Annotated in this window: 20 protein-coding genes; 11 read left to right on the top strand and 9 right to left on the bottom strand. The window is 69.9% G+C overall.

Annotated elements, in window-relative coordinates; genetic code table 11:
• Positions 1–7: 7 nt before the first annotated feature.
• Both ACFWP5_RS29430 and ACFWP5_RS29425 read right to left on the bottom strand, forming a co-directional pair.
• Positions 8–460 carry an SAV_915 family protein gene (locus tag ACFWP5_RS29430; protein ID WP_384162914.1) on the bottom strand — a complete coding sequence of 151 codons (453 nt, stop codon included), beginning with the start codon at positions 458–460 and terminating at the stop codon, positions 8–10.
• A 193-nt stretch (positions 461–653) separates the two neighbouring features.
• Entirely contained in the window at positions 654–1,187 is a 534-nt protein-coding gene (locus ACFWP5_RS29425; RefSeq protein WP_384162911.1) for a universal stress protein, read from the bottom strand.
• Positions 1,188–1,552: 365 nt separating this feature from the next.
• Here ACFWP5_RS29425 and ACFWP5_RS29420 point away from each other — a divergent pair, with 365 nt between their 5' ends.
• Positions 1,553–3,160 (top strand): purple acid phosphatase family protein, encoded by a 1,608-nt coding sequence (locus ACFWP5_RS29420; protein ID WP_384162908.1) that lies wholly within the window; start codon positions 1,553–1,555, stop codon positions 3,158–3,160.
• A gap of 3 nt (positions 3,161–3,163) precedes the next feature.
• Here ACFWP5_RS29420 and ACFWP5_RS29415 read toward each other — a convergent pair whose 3' ends face one another.
• The gene (locus tag ACFWP5_RS29415) at positions 3,164–3,820 is read right to left on the bottom strand and encodes a PucR family transcriptional regulator (RefSeq protein WP_384162905.1); all 657 of its coding nucleotides are present in this window, start codon (positions 3,818–3,820) and stop codon (positions 3,164–3,166) included.
• Between the two features lie 127 nt (positions 3,821–3,947).
• A complete protein-coding gene (locus ACFWP5_RS29410; RefSeq protein WP_384162902.1) occupies positions 3,948–4,529 on the bottom strand; it encodes a hypothetical protein in 582 nt (193 codons plus the stop codon).
• Positions 4,530–4,770: 241 nt separating this feature from the next.
• Here ACFWP5_RS29410 and ACFWP5_RS29405 point away from each other — a divergent pair, with 241 nt between their 5' ends.
• Entirely contained in the window at positions 4,771–5,277 is a 507-nt protein-coding gene (locus ACFWP5_RS29405) for a SigE family RNA polymerase sigma factor (RefSeq protein ID WP_384162899.1), read from the top strand.
• 205 nt (positions 5,278–5,482) lie between these two features.
• Here the strand turns inward: ACFWP5_RS29405 and ACFWP5_RS29400 are convergent, their stop codons facing one another.
• Entirely contained in the window at positions 5,483–5,809 is a 327-nt protein-coding gene (locus ACFWP5_RS29400; RefSeq protein ID WP_384162896.1) for a hypothetical protein, read from the bottom strand.
• 154 nt (positions 5,810–5,963) lie between these two features.
• Between ACFWP5_RS29400 and ACFWP5_RS29395 the strand changes: the two genes are divergently transcribed.
• The 7 genes from ACFWP5_RS29395 to ACFWP5_RS29365 all read left to right on the top strand — a co-directional run bounded on the left by ACFWP5_RS29395 (position 5,964) and on the right by ACFWP5_RS29365 (position 12,716).
• The gene (locus ACFWP5_RS29395) at positions 5,964–7,187 is read left to right on the top strand and encodes a glycosyltransferase (RefSeq protein WP_384162935.1); all 1,224 of its coding nucleotides are present in this window, start codon (positions 5,964–5,966) and stop codon (positions 7,185–7,187) included.
• A complete protein-coding gene (locus ACFWP5_RS29390; protein ID WP_384162893.1) occupies positions 7,184–8,452 on the top strand; it encodes a hypothetical protein in 1,269 nt (422 codons plus the stop codon). Before ACFWP5_RS29395 ends, ACFWP5_RS29390 begins: the two co-directional genes overlap by 4 nt.
• A gap of 594 nt (positions 8,453–9,046) precedes the next feature.
• Complete coding sequence (locus ACFWP5_RS29385) at positions 9,047–9,625, top strand: TetR/AcrR family transcriptional regulator (RefSeq protein ID WP_384162890.1); 579 nt, start codon at positions 9,047–9,049, stop codon at positions 9,623–9,625.
• Positions 9,626–9,897: 272 nt separating this feature from the next.
• The gene (locus ACFWP5_RS29380; protein WP_384162887.1) at positions 9,898–10,269 is read left to right on the top strand and encodes a nuclear transport factor 2 family protein; all 372 of its coding nucleotides are present in this window, start codon (positions 9,898–9,900) and stop codon (positions 10,267–10,269) included.
• Between the two features lie 161 nt (positions 10,270–10,430).
• Complete coding sequence (locus tag ACFWP5_RS29375; protein ID WP_384162884.1) at positions 10,431–10,628, top strand: hypothetical protein; 198 nt, start codon at positions 10,431–10,433, stop codon at positions 10,626–10,628.
• 291 nt (positions 10,629–10,919) lie between these two features.
• On the top strand, positions 10,920–11,378 hold the full coding sequence (locus tag ACFWP5_RS29370) for a nuclear transport factor 2 family protein (protein ID WP_384162881.1): 459 nt from the start codon (positions 10,920–10,922) through the stop codon (positions 11,376–11,378).
• A gap of 102 nt (positions 11,379–11,480) precedes the next feature.
• Positions 11,481–12,716 (top strand): epoxide hydrolase family protein, encoded by a 1,236-nt coding sequence (locus ACFWP5_RS29365; protein WP_384162878.1) that lies wholly within the window; start codon positions 11,481–11,483, stop codon positions 12,714–12,716.
• Between the two features lie 70 nt (positions 12,717–12,786).
• On the opposite strand, the gene ACFWP5_RS29360 is transcribed toward ACFWP5_RS29365, so the two are convergent.
• The 3 genes from ACFWP5_RS29360 to ACFWP5_RS29350 all read right to left on the bottom strand — a co-directional run bounded on the left by ACFWP5_RS29360 (position 12,787) and on the right by ACFWP5_RS29350 (position 15,823).
• Entirely contained in the window at positions 12,787–13,620 is an 834-nt protein-coding gene (locus tag ACFWP5_RS29360; protein ID WP_384162875.1) for a PIG-L family deacetylase, read from the bottom strand.
• 330 nt (positions 13,621–13,950) lie between these two features.
• Positions 13,951–14,583 (bottom strand): HAD-IA family hydrolase, encoded by a 633-nt coding sequence (locus ACFWP5_RS29355; RefSeq protein ID WP_384162872.1) that lies wholly within the window; start codon positions 14,581–14,583, stop codon positions 13,951–13,953.
• Between the two features lie 37 nt (positions 14,584–14,620).
• Positions 14,621–15,823: an MFS transporter gene (locus ACFWP5_RS29350; protein ID WP_384162869.1), complete on the bottom strand. Its 1,203-nt coding sequence runs from the start codon at positions 15,821–15,823 to the stop codon at positions 14,621–14,623.
• An 89-nt stretch (positions 15,824–15,912) separates the two neighbouring features.
• Between ACFWP5_RS29350 and ACFWP5_RS29345 the strand changes: the two genes are divergently transcribed.
• On the top strand, positions 15,913–16,674 hold the full coding sequence (locus ACFWP5_RS29345) for a DeoR/GlpR family DNA-binding transcription regulator (protein ID WP_384162866.1): 762 nt from the start codon (positions 15,913–15,915) through the stop codon (positions 16,672–16,674).
• A gap of 331 nt (positions 16,675–17,005) precedes the next feature.
• Here ACFWP5_RS29345 and ACFWP5_RS29340 read toward each other — a convergent pair whose 3' ends face one another.
• On the bottom strand, positions 17,006–17,935 hold the full coding sequence (locus tag ACFWP5_RS29340; RefSeq protein ID WP_384162864.1) for an NADP-dependent oxidoreductase: 930 nt from the start codon (positions 17,933–17,935) through the stop codon (positions 17,006–17,008).
• A 76-nt stretch (positions 17,936–18,011) separates the two neighbouring features.
• Between ACFWP5_RS29340 and ACFWP5_RS29335 the strand changes: the two genes are divergently transcribed.
• Complete coding sequence (locus tag ACFWP5_RS29335; RefSeq protein ID WP_384162861.1) at positions 18,012–18,392, top strand: winged helix-turn-helix transcriptional regulator; 381 nt, start codon at positions 18,012–18,014, stop codon at positions 18,390–18,392.
• Positions 18,393–18,473 lie beyond the last annotated feature (81 nt).

Here is an 18,473-nt window from a genome sequence, read left to right as displayed (position 1 = left end):
GGTCTCCTCAGCCGATCAGCAGGTTCAGGCAGGCGACGACGGCGGCGGCGCCGGTCACCCGCAGGGCACCGACGTGCTGGGGATGCCGGCGGCGCCAGGAGTTCGCCCGCTCCCGCACAGCGGCCGCCGTACGGTCGGCCGTCGGGGCGGAGAACTGCGGGTCGACGGTGAGAGCGGTGACGCCGAGCGGTGCGGCGAGGGCGCGCAGCGCGGGTTCGGAGAGCCTGATGCTTTCCTGCCCGCTGCCGAGAGTGGCGGCGAGCCGCGCCGCCGAGGTGAAGCCGACCGCCGTACGGCCGCCCAGCGGAGTACGGAAGAACCGGGCCGTACAGCCCGCGGGACCCGACCGGACAGGGACGTACAGAAGTCCGGCCGGGAACCGTTCGGCGGGCTCGGAGTCCTCGGGGTCCTTGAGGTCGTCGGCATGCTCGGTGTGCTCGGCTTGCTCTACTGGAGACATCGTGCGGCTCCTCGTGGAAGGTGACGTGCGGGGCCCGGCCGGATCGACCGGGCGCTCCTCGAAGCTATGCCCGCAGGGCGGGGGTACGGGTGCCTCGCTGACGGATGCTTGACGGGTAGCGGCGCAGCTATAACGCCCTGCTGACGGGGGTGGGATGCCTGGTCGGAGCGGTGCCGTCGCCCGCCCCCTCTCCTCAGCCCCCGCCCTCCGTCAACTCCCGCGCGTCGACCGCCAGACGCAGTGAGATTCGGCGGTGCAGGGAGGCCAGCTCGCTCTCCAAGGGCGACGGCGGCACCGTGAGAACCGGGCACGCGGCGTGGGTGACGCAGTAGCGGGCGACGGACGGGAACAGGGCGCGGAGCGGTCCGCGCGGGCCCGCGCCGATGACCAGGAGGTCGTCGGGGCGGTCGGCGGTCTCCACCAGGGCGCGGCCCGCCGTACCGCGGACGACCAGCCCCCGGAACGGGACCCCGGGGCCCGTCTCGCCGAAGGCCGCGTCGAGAACGGCGAGGAGCCGGTCGGCGGCGTCCCGCCGGAGATGGGACGTCGGCGGCGCCAACATCGAGCGCCCGTGGGCCAGTTCACCGCCGGGCGGCTCCCAGGCGAGTACGGCCAGCAACTCGGCGTCGCCGCGGCGGGCCTCCCGCACCGCCCGGTGCAGCGCCGCCAGGCTGCCCGGCGAACCGCTCACCCCGACCACGGCACGTGCCCGTCCGTCACTGCTCATCGTCGCTCACTCCTCGGCGTACACAGACGTCTGCGTGTCCCATCGAAGTGCCGAAGAGAGCCGACGTATCGCCGTGTTGGCGCTCGTCTGACGCCGGAGGGCCGATTCTTGACGCGCCGGTGACGCGGTGTCGACGGCGACGCGGTGTGTCGGCGGTGGCCGGAACTGATCCCTCGACTCGCGCCAGGCCGGCCGCCCGTGTCAACGAAGTGGCGACCCCTGGCAAAGCCCGGGGCAAGAATCGCCCCCGCGGCCCGCCCCTCGCGCCGCGAAGACCGTCTGGCCACGCACTGTTCACTCAGGGGCCGCCGGGGAGCGCCAGGGTGCGGAGGTTGTCAGCTCAACTGCTCGCCAGGGAGGGCACCATGACCACACAGACAGAGACGTCGGACGGGTCGACGCAGTCGTCCGAGGGGGTCAGCCGGCGTCACGCGCTGGGTCTCCTCGGTACGGCCGGCGCCGGCGCGGCCGTCACCCCCTTGCTGGGAGCAGGCACGGCGCAGGCCGCACCGCTCGCCGCCCCGGCCCTTCACCTCACCGCGGACTCCTCCGGGGCGTCCCCGGTCCAGGGCCTGCACCTCACCTTCGGCGCGGACCCGCGCACCCAGATGAACGTCTCCTGGATCACCGACAAACCGGTGACCAGACCCGTCGTGCGCTACGGCACGCTGGAGCACGGCTTCGGCTCCAGCGCCACGGCCCGCACCGTCACCTATGTCGACGGCACCTCCAGCCGCACCGTCCACGTCCACCACGCCGCGCTGAACCGGCTCACCCCGGACACCGACTACCTCTACCTCGCCACCCACGAGGGGGCGACGCCCGACAGCGGTACGTTCCGCACCGCTCCGCGCGGACGGAAGCCGCTCACCTTCACCAGCTTCGGCGACCAGTCCGCCCCGCAGGTCACCTGGGCGGCCAACGGCACGGTGGCGCTGGACGCGAACTCCACTCCCGCGACGAAGGACATCGTCACCGGCATCGAGCAGGTCGCCCCGCTCTTCCACCTCCTCAACGGCGACCTCTGCTACGCCAACCTGGACGTTGACCGGGTGCGTACCTGGAACAACTTCTTCACCAACAACACCCGTTCGGCCCGCTTCCGCCCCTGGATGCCGGCGGCCGGCAACCACGAGATCGAGAAGGCCAACGGCCCGATCGGACTCGGCGCCTACCAGACCTACTTCGCTCTCCCGTCCACCGAGACCGATGCCGAACTCGCGGGCCTCTACTACGCGTTCACGGCCGGCTCCGTCCGGGTCATCGTGCTGCAGAACGACGACAACTGCCTCCAGGACGGCGGCGACGTCTACATCAACGGCTACTCCGGCGGACGCCAACTCGCCTTCCTGGAAAAAGAGTTGAAGGCGGCCCGGGCCTCGCGCGAGACCGACTGGATCGTCGTCGCCATGCACCAGGTCATGGTCAGCTCCACGGACGCGAACGGCGCCGACCTCGGCCTGCGCCAGAAGTACGGCCCCCTGTTCGACCGGTACGGCGTGGACCTGGTGCTGTGCGGCCACGAGCACAACTACGAGCGCTCGCTGGCCGTCCGCGGGGTCGTCAGCGGCACTGAGACGCTGACCCCCAACCCGGTCTCCACGGCCACCGACAACATCGACACCGGACTCGGCACCGTGCACATGATCCTCGGCGGCGGCGGAGTCTCGGGCACCACGAACCAGAGCTTCTTCAAGGACGGCACCGGCAAGGTGATCACGTCCGTCTCGGCGACGCCCGGCTCCAACGGCAAGCGCACCTCCACGTACACGCAGGAGGAGGCGGTCTGGATCGGCGTCCGGGACACCGAACACCCCTACGGCTTCGCCGCGTTCACCGTCGACCCCGGCCGGCACGCGGGCGACACCACCCGCATGCACGTGACCTACTACAACGTGAACAAGCCGAACGGCGACCTGTCGGTGTTCGAGAACTTCACGCTCCACCGCAAGCGCTCCGACGGCCATCGCTAGGCCCTAACCGGAGCGGTCCTGGTCCTCGTCCGGCAACCAGTGCAGGGCGAACCAGAGTTCCATCCGCACGCCGGGGTCCCGCAGGTCCACGTCGAGCAGTTCGGCGCCCCGAGCCAGACGGTGCCGCACGGTGTTCCGGTGGACGTGCAGGGCCGCCGCCGTGCGGCACCAACTGCCGTGCAGAGCAAGCCAGGTTCGAAGGGCGTCGAGCAGGATCGCGGCACCCGGAGAAGCGGCCCCGTCGAGCGGGGCGAAACGGGTACGGGCCAGTTCCCGGGCATCGGCGGACGGGACGATCCCGTGGACGGTGAGCGGGTCCCTGGTGTGGACGACGGCGGGCACCTGCGCCGCGATCGCGCGTTGCAGGGCCCGCCCGGCCCGCACATCGGCGTGCGCCAGGTCCGAGGCCGGCGCGGGTGTGCTGAAACCGAGGACCCAGCCCAAGTCCGCCGCCTGCGCGGGCACTTCGGGACGCGCGTCCGGCGCACTGGATACCAGCGCCTTCAGCTCGGAGCCGTCGACATAGAGGTAAGGCGTGCCGCGGTGCCGCCGTAGCGCGCGGGTGGTCTGCCGACCATGGACCACGACCCAGTGACCGGCCTCTGCCGTGTCGGCGGATGCGAGGGCGCCCGCGACCTCCGCCGGGGCCGCGCCCAGCATCAGCCGTACCAGCGCGCCCGCGCTGTGCGTGTCGGTGCCCAGGGCGTGCCGGGGGCTGGTGAGCGCGTCGCCCCCGACTACAAGGACTGAGAGCAGAGGGGGGTGGAGGTCCGTACGCGGGAGGAGGTCAGCCCGTCGTCGCGGACTTCTGTCCGGACGGGGAGACGGCGTACCACTCGCCGTCTTTGCCCTGGCCGTTCGCCTGTCCGGCCGCCGTGTCGCCGACGTACCGGTACAACGGCCAGCCGGCGAGGGTGAGTTGCGGTTGGCCGTTGCGGTGGACCGTGCCGAGGAGGCTCTTCTCGACTCCCGACGTCTGTACGGAGTCCTGCACGATGACCGGTATCCACGTCTTGGTGCACGCGCCCTTGCACGTCCACTTGGAGGGAGACGGCTCGTCCTTGTCGAAGCGGTAGAGGGTCATCCCGTTGTTGTCGGTGACCACGTTGCCCAGGCCGCTCATCGCCTTGGCCGCCACCGCGGTGGTCGTGGTTCCGCTGCCGGAGTCGCTGCCGGCGCTCGTCGGCGAGGCGACCGGTGTCGAGATCACGGGATCCGACGCGGCCGGGGCCACCGAGGCGGCACTGTCGGTGCCGGTGCCGTTCGAGGAACTGCACGCCCCCAGCAGCAGCGTGGAGGCGAGCCCTGCGACGAGGCTCAGGACGATGCGTCGCGGGATCAAGGAAGTGCCCTTCGTCAGGAGTCGCATCTGCTTGCTCCCTTCAGTACGTCGGCCGAACCCCGCCCTCTCAGCCGCGGATTCCACATGACGCAGTCTTGACCGGCCGCCGTCCCCGTACGGCGCCCGGCAGACCGTCGGCGGCCGGCGCCGTACTCGTCGCACCCCGGAGCGTGATGTAACCCGGATCACAGCACTGAAGTGCAGCGCGATGCGGGGTCCGCGGCCTTTCTCTCTGTGTAAGGGGCTTGCCTGAACGGGGACGGTACGGATGGAACAGAGTCGGGCCGACGGGTTCGACGGGTTCGTGGCAGCCCGCTGGTCGGCGCTGTTCCATCTGGCCTGTCTGCTCGTGGGAGGCGATCGGCACCGCGCCGAGGACCTGCTCCAGGAGGCCATGGTCAAGCTCTGGTTCGCCTGGCCGAGGATCGCGGGGGAGGCACCGGAGCCGTACGTCCGCAAGATCCTGGCGCGGGCGGCGGCCCGTTCGGCGCGGCGGCGCTGGTGGGGTGAGCGCCCGGTCGAGCAACTGCCCGACCTCGCGGAGGTGGACGACGTGTCGGCCGTCGTGGCGGAGCGCTCACGGCTGGAGGCGGCACTGGCCCAACTGCCGTCGGCGCAGCGGGCCGCCGTGGTCCTGCGCTACTACCAGGACCTGCCCGACAAGCAGGTCGCCGAAGTGCTGGGGTGCCCGGTCGGCACCGCCCGTTCCCATGCGTCGCGGGGCGTGGCGCGGCTGCGCCGGATCCTCGGCGATGTCATCGAGCCGGTGGGATGAGGGAGTTGATGGACCACTTCGACCGCTTCGAGCGGGAGCTCGCGCAGATGATGCGCGACACCCAGGAAACGACCCCCTTCGAACCGAGGCACCAGACCCGTCTCCGGTCCGGTGTACGGGCCAGGCGCCGGGTCCGCGCGGCGCAGAAGGCGGTCGGCTCCGCCCTGGCCGTCGCCGGGATCGGCCTCGGCTTCTTTCTGATGCCTCACGACGGGGTGGACAACAGGCCGCAGGCCCCGCTGCCCCGACCGGCCGTGAGCCCGACGCTCCCGACCGCCACCCCGACCCGCACACCGGACACGCCCCCGAGCGGGACCGCCAGTCCGACACCCACGCACACCACCGTGGCGCCCACCACGCCGACCTCGACTCCCACCGGGAGTTCGGCCACCCCGTCCTCGGACCCGACCACGACCGACATGTCACCGCCGCCCTCCAGCACGGGCACGTCGACCGCGTCCGCGGGGCACGGCACCTCGACGAGCACGACCACGACAGCGCCGGCGACGGAGTCGTCCGCGACCGTGGGCACGGCGAGCTCCGGCTAACCCGTCCCGCCGACCACCCCCATCCGTAAGCCCTGACCGCAGTACTGCCGGCAGGCGATTCCGGCATGCCCTGCGACAGCCCACAGACCTGGACAGAACGTGACAACGCTGATGAGCCAGATGAGCCAGACGGGTTCGATGAGTCAACTACCGCTCCGCACACCGGTGTCGGCACACCACCGCGACCCCGTCCTCGACGTGGTCGTCCCCGTGTTCAACGAGGAGAAGGACCTCGAACCGAGCGTACGGCGGCTGCACGCACACCTGTCGGAGACCTTCCCGTACCCGTTCCGCATCACGGTCGCGGACAACGCCAGTACGGACGGGACCCCGCGCATCGCGGCCCAACTAGCAGCCGAACTGCCCGAGTTGGAGTGGCTGCGACTCACCGAGAAGGGCCGGGGCCGGGCGCTGCACGCGGCCTGGTCCGGGTCGCGGGCACCCGTGCTCGCCTACGTCGACGTGGACCTGTCGACCGACCTGGCGGCGCTCCTCCCGCTGGTCGCCCCGCTGATCTCCGGCCACTCCGACATCGCGATCGGCACCCGCCTCGCCCGTGGTTCCCAGGTGGTGCGCGGCCCCAAGCGGGAGGCCATCTCCCGTTGCTACAACGCCCTGTTGCGCTCCACTCTCGCCGTCGGCTTCTCCGACGCGCAGTGCGGTTTCAAGGCGGTTCGGCGTGATGTCGCCGAGCGGCTGCTGCCCCTGGTGAAGGACTCGGGGTGGTTCTTCGACACCGAACTGCTGGTGATCGCCGAACGGGCCGGACTGCGCATCCACGAAGTGCCGGTCGACTGGGTGGACGACCCCGACAGCCGGGTCGACATCCTGTCCACGGCACTGGCCGACCTGCGCGGAATCGCCCGCATAGGAAGGGAGTTGGCGCGCGGCACGCTCCCGATGGCCGGGCTGCGCCGGGGCACCGAGGGTGCGCGTTCGGGCGGCCTGGCCGGCCAACTCCTGCGCTTCGCCGCCGTGGGAGCGGTGAGCTCCGTCGGATACGTCCTGCTGTACGTGGCGTTGCGCCCGGCGGTGGGCGGACAGGCCGCCAACGCGCTGGCCCTGCTGCTCTGCGCCCTCGCCAACACGGCCGCGAACCGCCGCCTGACCTTCGGACTGCGCGGCCGTGTCGGCGCCCTGCGCCACCAGGCCCAGGGCCTCCTGGTCTTCACGGTCGGCCTGGCACTCACCAGCGGCTCCCTGGCACTCCTGCACCACACGGCATCAACTCCCGCGCGCGCCACGGAGGTCGGGGTCCTGGTCGCCGCCAACCTGGCGGCAACTCTCGTACGGTTCCTGCTCTTCCGGGCCTGGGTGTTCCCGGCCAGGCGCCGCCGCGAGCCGGAGGTGACGACGATATGAGCGACACGACAACGTTGGCCCCGCCCGTCTCCGAGACCTCCCGGGAAACCTCAACGGCCGTCCCGTACAGGGATGTTGGTGAGTTCCTGCGCCGTACGGTCCGGTACTACGGCCCGGTGCTCGCGCTGTACGGCGTGCTGAAGCTCATCGGCTTCTCCGTCTTCATGTACCTGCTGGACTCCGACGGTGGCTTCCGGACGAGGAATCCGCGCTTCGGCGGCGGTGCCCACGCCTGGGACGTACTCGCGACCTGGGACGGCTGGTGGTACCAGCAGATCGCCGCACACGGCTACCACCCCGCGCTCGTCCAGGTCCCCGGCGCCACCGGACTGATCACCCTCGAAGGCAACTCGGCGGCCTTCTTCCCGCTCTACCCGGCGACGATGCGGCTCGTCTCCGACGCCACGGGCCTGGGTCTGTACGGCTCCGGGATGCTGGTCTCGGTCGTCGCGTCGTTCGCCGCCGCGCTCGGCATCTACGCTGTCACGGCCCGGTTCGGGGGCAGGCGAGCCGGGTTGGCTGCTGCCGGCCTGTGGGCGGTCTGGCCCGGCTCCGGCCTGGAGTGGTCGGCGTATTCGGAGTCCCTCTACATCGCCCTCGCCGTCTGGGCCTGCCACGCAGTCATGACCGACCGCTGGCTCACCGCGGGCGTCCTCACCTTCGCCGCCGGCCTGGGCCGCCCGACGGCCGTAGCGCTCATCGCCGCCCTCGCCGTCGCCGCGTTGCAGACGCTCCACCGCCGCCGGGAGAACCTCGCGGGCCCATGGATCGCGATGGCGATCGCCCCCCTCGGCCTGATCGGCTACCTCCTCTGGGTCGGCAACGAAATGGGCGACCTGGCCGGCTACTTCAAGCTCCAGAGCGGCGCCTGGGCACACAGCTTCGACTACGGCAAACAGACCGTCGACGTCTTCAGCTCCATGGCGGTCGGCCACTTCGACTACCTGTTCGCGTGCCCCTTCGAGGACATCATCGGCGTGGCCGTCGTTCTGCTGGCCGCACTCCTGATCCCCCTCCTGATCCGCCTGCGCCCGCCGTCCGTCCTGCTCGTCCACACCCTGCTCACCCTCGCCCTGGTCCTGGGCAGCCAGCAGATCTTCGGCAACGTCTCCCGCTATCTCCTCCCGTGCTTCCCTCTCTTCATCCCCCTGGCCGTCAAACTCCGCACCCTCGGGCTGCCGACGCTGTGCCTGGTGCTCGGCATCGCGGCGGTCGCGTCGGGGTCGTACGGCGGGTATGTGCTGTTCGAGGTGGGGGTTCCGTAGACGGTGGGGGTGCCGTAGACGCGGGTCCGTGGGGAGACACACCCGCGGTACGGGTGTGTGCGTGGGCTCAGGCCCGTGCTGTTGCGACGCCCCCGGCCGCTGCCACCGGGGCGGTCCAGTTGATGTGGTGCTTGCCTGACGGTCGGGGGGGGCGGGTGACACCGTAAGGCGGAGAGATTGGACTATCAAGTCCAGACTCGGAAATTGGCGGGGTTCGCTCGCTCTTTTTGCGGGGTGCTCGCTCCAGGGGGTGTCACGGGGGTCCGCCGTGCGGCATTGGCCGAGATCGGACTGGCGGTGTCGGTGTCGGCGTCGACTGTGGGGGAGTGGGCGGAACTCCGTGGCCGACACCACCCGCAACCGCCCAGGTTTATGGACTGCCTGGTTCAGTCAGGGTGCCCTCGATGGAATGGACCGTCAAGTTCAGAACGAGGCTTCGCCAGTCGGCCCGCCCGTGGTCGGGCGGCGGGGTGGCGTCGCGCCCGATGGGCCCTCGGCCCGGGTGCTGGTGGCGCGCTTGGTCGACGTTTCAGCCGTTCACTGACTGGACCTCCGGGTCCAGCAAGATGGGATGATGGGTCCATGAATCGAGGTATGACCGCCAAAGGCATGGCCACGCGGCAGCGCATCGTGGTCGCCGCTGCTCTGCTGATCCGGGAGAAGGGTGCGGCGGAGACGACCCTGGACGACGTGCGGGCCGCGACGTCGACGAGTAAGAGCCAGCTCTTCCACTACTTCCCGGACGGCCGGATCGACATGCTCGTGGCCGTGGCCCGGCACGAGGCCGACCAGGTCCTGGAGGCGCAGCGCCCCTATCTGGACGAGCTGACGACCTGGGAGTCCTGGCAGGCGTGGCGCAAGGCGGTGCTTCGTCACTACGGCGAGTTGGGGCGGCGCTGCCCGCTGGGGAGCCTCACCTCCGAGCTCGGCAAATCCTCCCCCGAGGCGCGCACGGTGGTCTCGGATCTGTTCGCCACGTGGGAAGCGGCTCTGCTGCGCGGCACGGGGTCGCTGCTTCCCGACCGCGGGCTGGCGGTCGGCTGTGCGAGGAGTGTTCTGGCGGCGGTTCAGGGTGGCGTGGTGCTCCTGCAGATGACGGACCGCATCGACTACCTGGAGGCCGCCCTCACGGTCGCGATCGAGCCGATGAGGTCCGCATCGCCGACCTCATAACCAAGATTGGACTTGACAGTCCTTTTTTGGGAGCGCACTGTTGGACTATCCGGTCCATGCAGGGCTTCCGACGACTTCGGCCTTCGGCCATGACGTGAGCGCGGCGCATACCGCGCGGTCGAAGGTGTCCGACGCATCGCCAACTGCATGCGGGTTCACCCGGATCCGTGTTGGCCTCGTCGACCGGCGTCGCGCTTTTCGTGGCGCCAACAGCTGGGCCACCAGGCAGTCGTACGCAGCCGCACGCAGTCGCACATCAAGGAGACCCGTCAATGACGACCGACGGCAGCAAGGTGATCGCCGAGTTCCTCGCCCTCTTCGCGCAGAGGGACGCATCGAAACTCGCCCCGTATTTCCACCCCGACATCGTGTTCCAGAACTACGGCGACGGTGAGGTCCGGGGCCGGGACAACCTCGTCGACGTGTGGGCGGGCGTCTTCCGCAACTTCGAGCAGGTGGACTTCACGACGCTCCACTCCGCGGTCAACGGTGACCTCGTCATCGAGGAACAGGTGCACGGTCTCGCGCTTCCGGGCAGGAAGCTCGCGTCCATCAAAAACATGGCCATCTACCGGCTGCGGGACGGCCGGATAGTCGAGTGGCGGGACTACTCCAACTCGGCCTACGCCCGCACGCTCCTGTAACGACATGTGCCGCCTTCTCCGTCTCGGAGGCCCGGGCAACTCTGATGCGCCGGTGACCTGCATGCCGTCGAGGACCGATCGGAAGTAGCGCTTCCACAACTGCGGCTGCGTCGCGACAAGAGGCGATGCCGTTCGGTGGATCCCGCTGATCAGCAGCATGCATGACCTCCCGCCCGGTGATGTCCTGGCGGACGGGCCCCGTGCCGACGGGCTCGGTCGGTCAGTGTGTCGGTGACCGCGTCCAGCAGCTCCTCGCCCTTGCGCACCTGCGGGTGATCGCGAGCTTCCCCGTGGGCGACCTGGCAGAAGGCGCGGTCCTTGATCTTCAGTGCGACGGCGGCACTCATGAACTCGCGTAGTCCCTGCGCCAGTTCCTCGCCTGCACCAGCCGCTCACCGGCCGCTCACCGGTCGCGTCGAGGAAGAGCACTTTCTCGTAGACGATCGCCGCCAGAAGGTCCTCGTCCGTACGCGGCGTCGCTGCGCAGCGGCTTGACCGCTGCCGGTCCCGCCTCCCGGTAGGCCGGTGTCGCGGAAGGCCCACCTGATGCCACTTGCCCCCTGGCCCGCCACCCGGCACCCCCGGGCACCACCCAGCACCGCACCCAGCACCCCTCAACACCCCTGAAACCGAAGGGAAAGTGATCGACCATGGACGCTGTCGAGCGTCTGAGCGTCATCGAGGATCTCCGTCGTCTGATGGCCCGTTACGTCTACTCCGCGGACCACCACCGCTGGCAGGACCTGGCCGGCATGTTCACGCCGGACGGCACCTTCACCCCGCACAAGCCCGACGGCTCGGTGTGGCTGCGTATGGAGGGCCGCGAGGAGATCGCGAAGAGCGTCGGCTCCAGCGGCGGTCCCGACGACGTCCTGGTCCACCACTTGTTCTCGGACGAGATCGACGTGGACTCGGCGACCTCGGCCCATGGCGTGTGGGCGATGGAGGACATCATCACCCGCCCCGAGAACGCCGCGGTCAACGACGAGTTCCCCTTCAAGGGCATGCACGGCTACGGCCACTACCACGCACGGTTCGTCAAGGTGGACGGCTCCTGGTACATCGCCGAGCTCAAGCAGACCCGGCTGCGCCTGGACTTCACCTACTGACCCGACGGCCCCCCGGCCACCACCGGGCACCGACCTCCCCCTTCCCGCCTCACCACCCCCCTCCCCTCCACCCACCACCTCCACGAGAAAGCACATGGACTCATGAGTGAGAGCAGCAGCAGCGGTTCGCCGGAGCCGTTCACGATCGATGTGGCACAGGACGACCTCGACGACCTCACGGCGCGCCTGAGGGCGACCCGCTTCTTCGACGACCTGGACAACGAGGAGGAGTACTACGGCCTGAGCACGGACTATCTCAAGCCTCTGGTCGAGTACTGGGCCGACGGTTTCGACTGGCGTGCGGCGGAGAGGCGGCTGAACGGCCACGACCAGTACAAGGTGGAGATCGACGGCACCCCCGTCCACTTCGTCCGCAAGCCCGGCAAGGGACCGAACCCGACCCCGCTGCTGGTCCTGCACGGCTGGCCGTGGCCCGGCGAGTTCAGCTACCCGCTCATCGACCCGCTGGCGGACCCCGCCGCTCACGGGGGCGACCCGGCCGACGCGTTCGACGTCATCGTGCCGACCCTGCCCGGCTTCGCGTGGTCCACCCCCGTCACCCGGGGCGACCTCAACTACTGGAAGATCGCCGACATCCTCCACAAGCTCATGACCGACGTCCTGGGCTACGACAGGTACGGATCATTGGGCAGCGACTACGGCGCCCTGGTCAACAGTGCGCTCGGCCACAAGTACGGCGACAGCATCATCGCCCTGCACTACGGCCACGATCTGCCCCCGGGCATGTTCCAGCACGACCGCTACTGGGACCTCACGGGCGGTGCGCCGATCCCCGCGGACGCCTCGCCCGAGCTGCGCGAGGACATCCTCAAGTTCCATGCCACGTACGCCTCCCACGTCGCCGTCCACATGCTCGACGCGTCGACGCTCACCCACGGCCTGAACGACTCCCCGACCGGCATGCTCGCCTGGCTGCTGCAACGCTGGAAGAAGTGGAGCGACAAGAACAACGACTTCGACGCCGTGTTCTCCCGCGACTTCATCCTCACCCAGGCCACCGTCTTCTGGGTCACCCAGTCCATCGGCCCCTCCATCCGCATGTACCGCAACACGGTCCGCCACCCCTGGACGCCGCTGCACGACCGCCGGCCGGTGGTCGAACCTCCGGCCGGCTTCACTTTCCTCCTCGGCGACGTCTACCCGCCCGGCGTCACCACCGTCGAAGGCCGCGTCGCCGCCTTCGAGAACGGCCCCACCCGGGACACGTTCAACGTGATCAACGTCAACGCCCACCAGAAGGGCGGCCACTTCGGCCACTACGAGAACCCCGACGCCTACGTCGGCGACGTCCGCGAAACCTTCCGCAAGGCACGCTGATCCCGAAGAACGGGCCCCGAATCCGCCCCGGTGAGCGAGGCCCGTCCTCACCCACCGCCGGGCAGGCGGGTCAGCGCAGTCCGGCGAAGAGATCGTTCTCGGGTAGGGCCGCGCCGGTGGTGTCCTGGACGCGTACGAAGGTCTCCACGCCCATCAGTTCGCCGAACTTCTCCTTGCCCATCTTGAGGAAGAAGATGTTCTCGCCCTGGCTGGCGTGCGCGGCCAGCGCGTCGAACTTCTGGCCGCTGAACGCGGTGGTGTCCACCCAGGTGGTGATCTCATCGTCGGGGAGGCCGATCTTGGCCATCTCGGCGACCTCGGCGGGGTCCGGCTCCGGCATGTCCGGATGAAACTCGCGCATGATCTCGCCGAACCGCTGCATCATCGAGCGCGGCATCGTGGTCCAGTACACCTTCGGTGTCAGCTCGGTCATCTCCAGCGCCGCCATCGTGATGCGGTGTGCCTGGATGTGGTCGGGGTGGCCGTAGAAGCCGTTCTCGTCATAGGTGACGACCACATCGGGTCGGTAGCGCCGCATGAGTTCCGCGAGTCGGGCCGCGCCCTCCTCCACGGGGGTCTGCCAGAAGGATCCGGGGGCGTCGTTGCTCGGCCAACCCATCATCCCGGAGTCGGCATAGTCCAGCGTCTCCAGATCGCTGATCTTCAGGGCGTCAACGCTCGCCTCGAGTTCCTGACGGCGCATCAAGGCGACCGCCGCCGGATCGTGCCCGGGATCGCCCGGCTTGACACCCCCCGGTCCGTCCCCGCAACCGCCGTCGGTACAGGTCACGAGAACCGTGCGGATGCCTTCCGCCGCGTACCGCGCGAGGACCCCTCCGGTTCCGGTGGCCTCGTCGTCGGGGTGGGCGTGTACTGCCATGAACGTCAAAGGCCGGTCAGTCATGAAACAGTCCTCCTGCAGAAATACGTCTTGGTCCACGTAGCGCGGCGGGCGTACCGCGATCCTCGGGCCCGGCTCCTGGTGGGGCGGACGACCTTGTGGTCTCCGTGTTCCCCGCCCGTACGGCGCCGGTCCCTCAGCCGTTGCAACCGCGCCGGCCGGACAGGCTGTTCCCGGCGCGGCTGCTCAGCCTTCCAGGCATCGGCGTTTCAACGAAACGAGATACAGGCGCGACCTGCATGCCTCAGCGCCACGGCGGATCCGAATTCCACCCGACTTCCACCCGGCACCAGCCGTGAGATTCCGACACGAAACGGCTGTCTCAGCAGCGTGTCAGTTCCCCGTGGGCCGTCGAGTCGGCAACCAGATGTCGACGACGGCTGCCAGCTCGTCGCGACCGGTGAAGACGTGCCCGTTCATACCCGTGGCCTGCGCGGCGCGTACGTTCTCCTCGCGGTCGTCGACGAAGAGGAAGTCGGCCGGGGCGGCCCGCATGGCGACGACACAGTGACGGAAGGCTGCCGGGGCCGGCTTCGCCGCCTTGATCTTCCCGGAGAAGGCCACGTGGTCCAAGTGGTACAGCCAGGGCTGCGCGGCGAGGAAGGCGTCCGCGTGGTCCGAGGGGATGTTGGACAGCAGGGCGACCTCGGCGACGTCGCGGAGGGACTGGACGTAGGAGATCATCCGGTCGTCGACGCGTGACCAACTGTCGATGTCGGTGAGGCGCAGTTCCTCGATCGTGTCGGCGTCGACGGGCAGGGACAGCCGTCGCAGTACGGCGGTCCAGTACTCGGGCGCCGACTGCTGACCGGCGTCGTAGGGCGGGCGGCAGTCCCAGTAGGCCGTGGTGAAGGCGTCGGTGGGTGTGTGACAGCGGGCGGCCATCTTGCCCAGGGCGCCCGGGCGTTGGTGGCTGGCGATGACCCCGAAGAGGTCGAAGAGCACGATGCTGCGGTCGGTGGACATGGTTGTGGGTTCCTCCCGATCCGATCCCCAGGGGCGTTCAGTGGCTGCTTGCCGCCGTCTCGCGCGTGCGGTCGGATCCGGTGCGCAGGACCCCGGCGGCCACGGCGGTGATCGCACACAGCAGGGTCAGCAGGACGAAGGCGTGGTTCAGGGCGACGAAGTGGGTCAGCCAGCCGATGACGGCCGGGCCGGCGAGCATGCCGACGTAGCCGAGCCCGGCGACGCGGGAGACATTGGCCCCCGCAGCGGCGGGGTCGGCGTGCCCCGCCGCGCTGAACAACTGCGGGACACAGCCGGACAGCCCCAGACCGAACAGCGCCCACCCCGCGAACGCGGCCCATATCCACGGGGAGACGGCCACGATCGTGATGCCGACGGCAGCCGTCGCCGCGCCGTGACGCAGGATCGCCATGGACCCGAACCGGGCGACGAGGCGGTCGGCGAGCAGCCGGCCGATGGTCATGGTCGCCGCGAAGGTGCCGTACGCGAAGGCGGCCATGCTCGCGGGTGCGCCGAGGACGTCCTTCAGGTGCAGCGCGCTCCAGTCGTTGGCGGCTCCCTCGCACAGCATGACCATCAGAGCCAGGGCGGCGAGGATCCAGATGCGCCGACTGGTGGTGCGGCGGGGGGCAGTCGGCGCTTGCTCGGCCTCCTCCGCGGAGCCGGTGTCGGCAGCGGTGGATGCGACCGGCAGCAGGGCGCGTGCCGACACCAGGGCGATCACGATGCCCAGGGTTCCCATGGCGGCCATGCCCGTGGCCGGGCTCAGGTCGGCACTCGCCGTTGCCGCTCCGACGAGCGCGGCGAGGACGCCGCCGACCGAGAACGTGGCGTGGAAGGCCGACATGACGGGCCGGCCGTACGCGTGCTCCACGTGCACGGCGTGGGCGTTCATGCTCACGTCCAGGCAGCCGTTGCAGAAACCGAAGACCAGCAGGGCACCTGCCAGCGTCCACGGTTCGCGGGCAAGGCCGGGCAGCACCAGGGCCGCGCTGCACAGCACGCCGGTGGCGGGGACGACGACGCGCGCCCCGAGCCTGTCGGCCAGAGGCCCGGCCACCTGCATGCCGATGAAGGCCCCCAGCCCCAGCAGCACCAGCAGTCCCCCGAGCGTCGCGTGGGTGATGCCCACGCGCTCCTCGATGGCGGGGATGTTCACCACCCAGGTGCCCATCACGGTGCCGCAGAGGACGAAGTAGGCAAAGGTCGCTACTCGGGCGGCTCGAAGCGAATCATTCATGACAGCCACCGTAACGAACATAGTGCGTGATTGAATACTGTCACTTCGCACACATTGAATGTTCGCTTCGGGTGGTGTTCAATCGCGGCATGAGCAACGCAGACCGGCACGGGGTGATCGCGCAGGCCGTCAGGGAGTCGGGAAGGACCACGGTCCAGGAACTCGTCGAACTGACCGGCGCGTCCGAGATGACCATCCGGCGCGACCTCGACGCGCTGGCCGCGCAAGGCGTCCTCGAGCGCGTCCGCGGCGGCGCGCGCACCCTGCTGCTCAGGGGCGAGGAGCCGCCCTTCGCGCTGCGCGCTCACGAGGCCGTCGACGCCAAGCGCCGCATCGCGGCCGAGGTGTCCTCGCTCATCGCCGACGGCGAGACCGTCCTCCTCGACAGCGGCACCACCTGCCTGGAGATCGCCCACCTGCTGCGCCGGCGGCCGGTCACGGTGATGGCCCTGTCCTTGCAGGCCATCCACATACTCGGCGAGGGCCCGGGCCCGGCGACCCTGATGGTGCCAGGCGGGCAGCCCCGGGCCGCCGAGGGAGCCCTCACCGGCCCCCTCACCCTCGCGTCCCTGGCGGCGCTGCGCTTCGACACCGCCGTCATGGGCTGCTGCGGTCTCAGCGCAGCTCAGGGCCTGACCGCCTACGACCTCGACGACGCGGCCGTGAAGAAGGCCGGCATCGCCTCCACGCGCCGCATCATCGTCGCCGCCGACGGCAGCAAGCTCGGCCACACCGCCTACGCCTACGTCGGCCCCACCACTCTGTTGCACACCCTCGTCACCGACACCACAGCACCCGCCGACGAAGTCAACGCGCTCCAAGACGCCGGCACCGTCGTCAAGACCGTCTGACCGGACGACCCGCGCCCCCGGTCTTCATGAAGAACGAAGGACGACCGGTGGAAGGCGTCTCGCAAGGCGAGCTTCCACGTGCACCGGTCCACGAGGTACACGTACGCCCCGGTCATCCTGGAAGCGGGCGAGTCCGTCGTCACCTTGGCCCGTCGTCACGCTGGCCCGCTGGCCCGTCGGCTCGGGCAGCTCGCGGCCTTGGGGATGCCGACCTCTGCTGCCGCGTCCTTGAGGGCGACCGCGGGCATCCCTCGCTGCATGAAGAGCCGAGCTGCTGCGTCGCGGATCTCTCGGCGCAACGGCTCTTGCCGGGTCATCAGCCGGGTCGGGATCAGATGGTGAGGACCAGCTTGCCCTGGAGGTGACCGCCGTCGAGCAGCCGGTGTGCGTCGGCGACGCGCTCGAAGGGGAACGTCTCCTGCACGTGGACCCGGAGCCTGCCCTGTTCGACGAGTTCGACGAGACCTCGCAGGGCGACCGGATCGGGGTCGACCGCGATGCCGCTGAAACGCATACCGGCCGCCTCGTACTTGGCGACGAGTTCCGGATCGTCCTCGGCGACCGCCGTCACCAGGTGACCGCCCGGGCGGAGCACGTCGAGCGACCGCTCGACGGTGTCACCGCCGATCGTGTCGAGCACGATGTCGATGTCGCGGACCGCCTCGGTGAAGTCGACCGCCGTGTAGTCGATCACCTCGTCGGCGCCGAACCCCTCGACGAACTCCCGCTTGCTCCCACTGGCGGTCGCGATCACATGCGCACCGAGCGCTTTCGCGATCTGGATCGCGACGTGGCCGACCCCGCCACCACCGCCGTGGACCAGGACGCGGTCGCCCTCGCTCACACCGCCGAGGTCGACGAGGCCCTGCCACGCCGTCAGCCCGACGACCGGCAGCGCCGACGCCTCGGCGTGCGAGAGCGACGCCGGCTTGCGTGCCAGGTGCAACGCCGGCGCCGACACGACCTCGGCGTACGCGCTCGCCGCCCGCGGGAACAGCGGCATCCCGAACACCTCGTCGCCGGGCCTGAACCGCCATGTCCCCGGCGCCTGTTCGACCACACCGCTGATGTCCCAGCCGAGGACGAACGGCGGCCGCCCGATCAGCGGGAACTCGCCGGCACGCAGACGCGCCTCCAGCGGGTTCAGCCCGATCGCCTTGACACGGACGAGAACCTCGGTCGGGAGGGGCCGGGGCTCGGGCGCGTCCACGACGGTGAGCACCTCGGGACCGCCGAGCGTCTGCTGGGTGATGACTCGCATGACTCTCCTGGCTTGGGAAAGGGGGAGAGAACCCAGGCTAGGTTTCCGACAGGAACCAGCAGGTACCTTAGGCGCCATGAGCGGTTTCGGTCCCTGTGGTCCCTTCCTGGCCGACTGCCCGGCGCGTCTGACGGTCGAGCTCATCGCCGACAAGTGGACGGCGGTCGTGCTCTACGGCCTCAGCAAAGGCCCCGTGCGCCACGGCGAGCTCATCGAGCTGATCGGCGGCATCTCCCGCAAGATGCTCACCCAGACGCTCCGACGCCTCCAGGCCCACGGACTCATTCACCGCCACGCCTACGCCGAGGTACCGCCCCGCGTCGAGTACGAACTCACCCCGCTCGGGGCGACATTGATCGACCCGATCCACATGCTGACCGAGTGGGCGAGAGCGAACGGCGACGCGGTGCTCGACGCGCTCGACACCGACCCCGAGCCGGTCACCCACAGCGACTGAGGTCGCCGCCGGTGCCCTGAGTATCCTCTCGGCCGTTACTCGGTACCGGCCCGGCCGCGCTCGGTCTGCGGGCTCCCGATG

Source organism: Streptomyces sp. NPDC058469 (assembly GCF_042721125.1).
Classification (GTDB): domain Bacteria; phylum Actinomycetota; class Actinomycetes; order Streptomycetales; family Streptomycetaceae; genus Streptomyces.
Note: the sequence above shows the minus strand (reverse complement) of the source record. Positions and strands in the feature narration are given on the sequence as shown.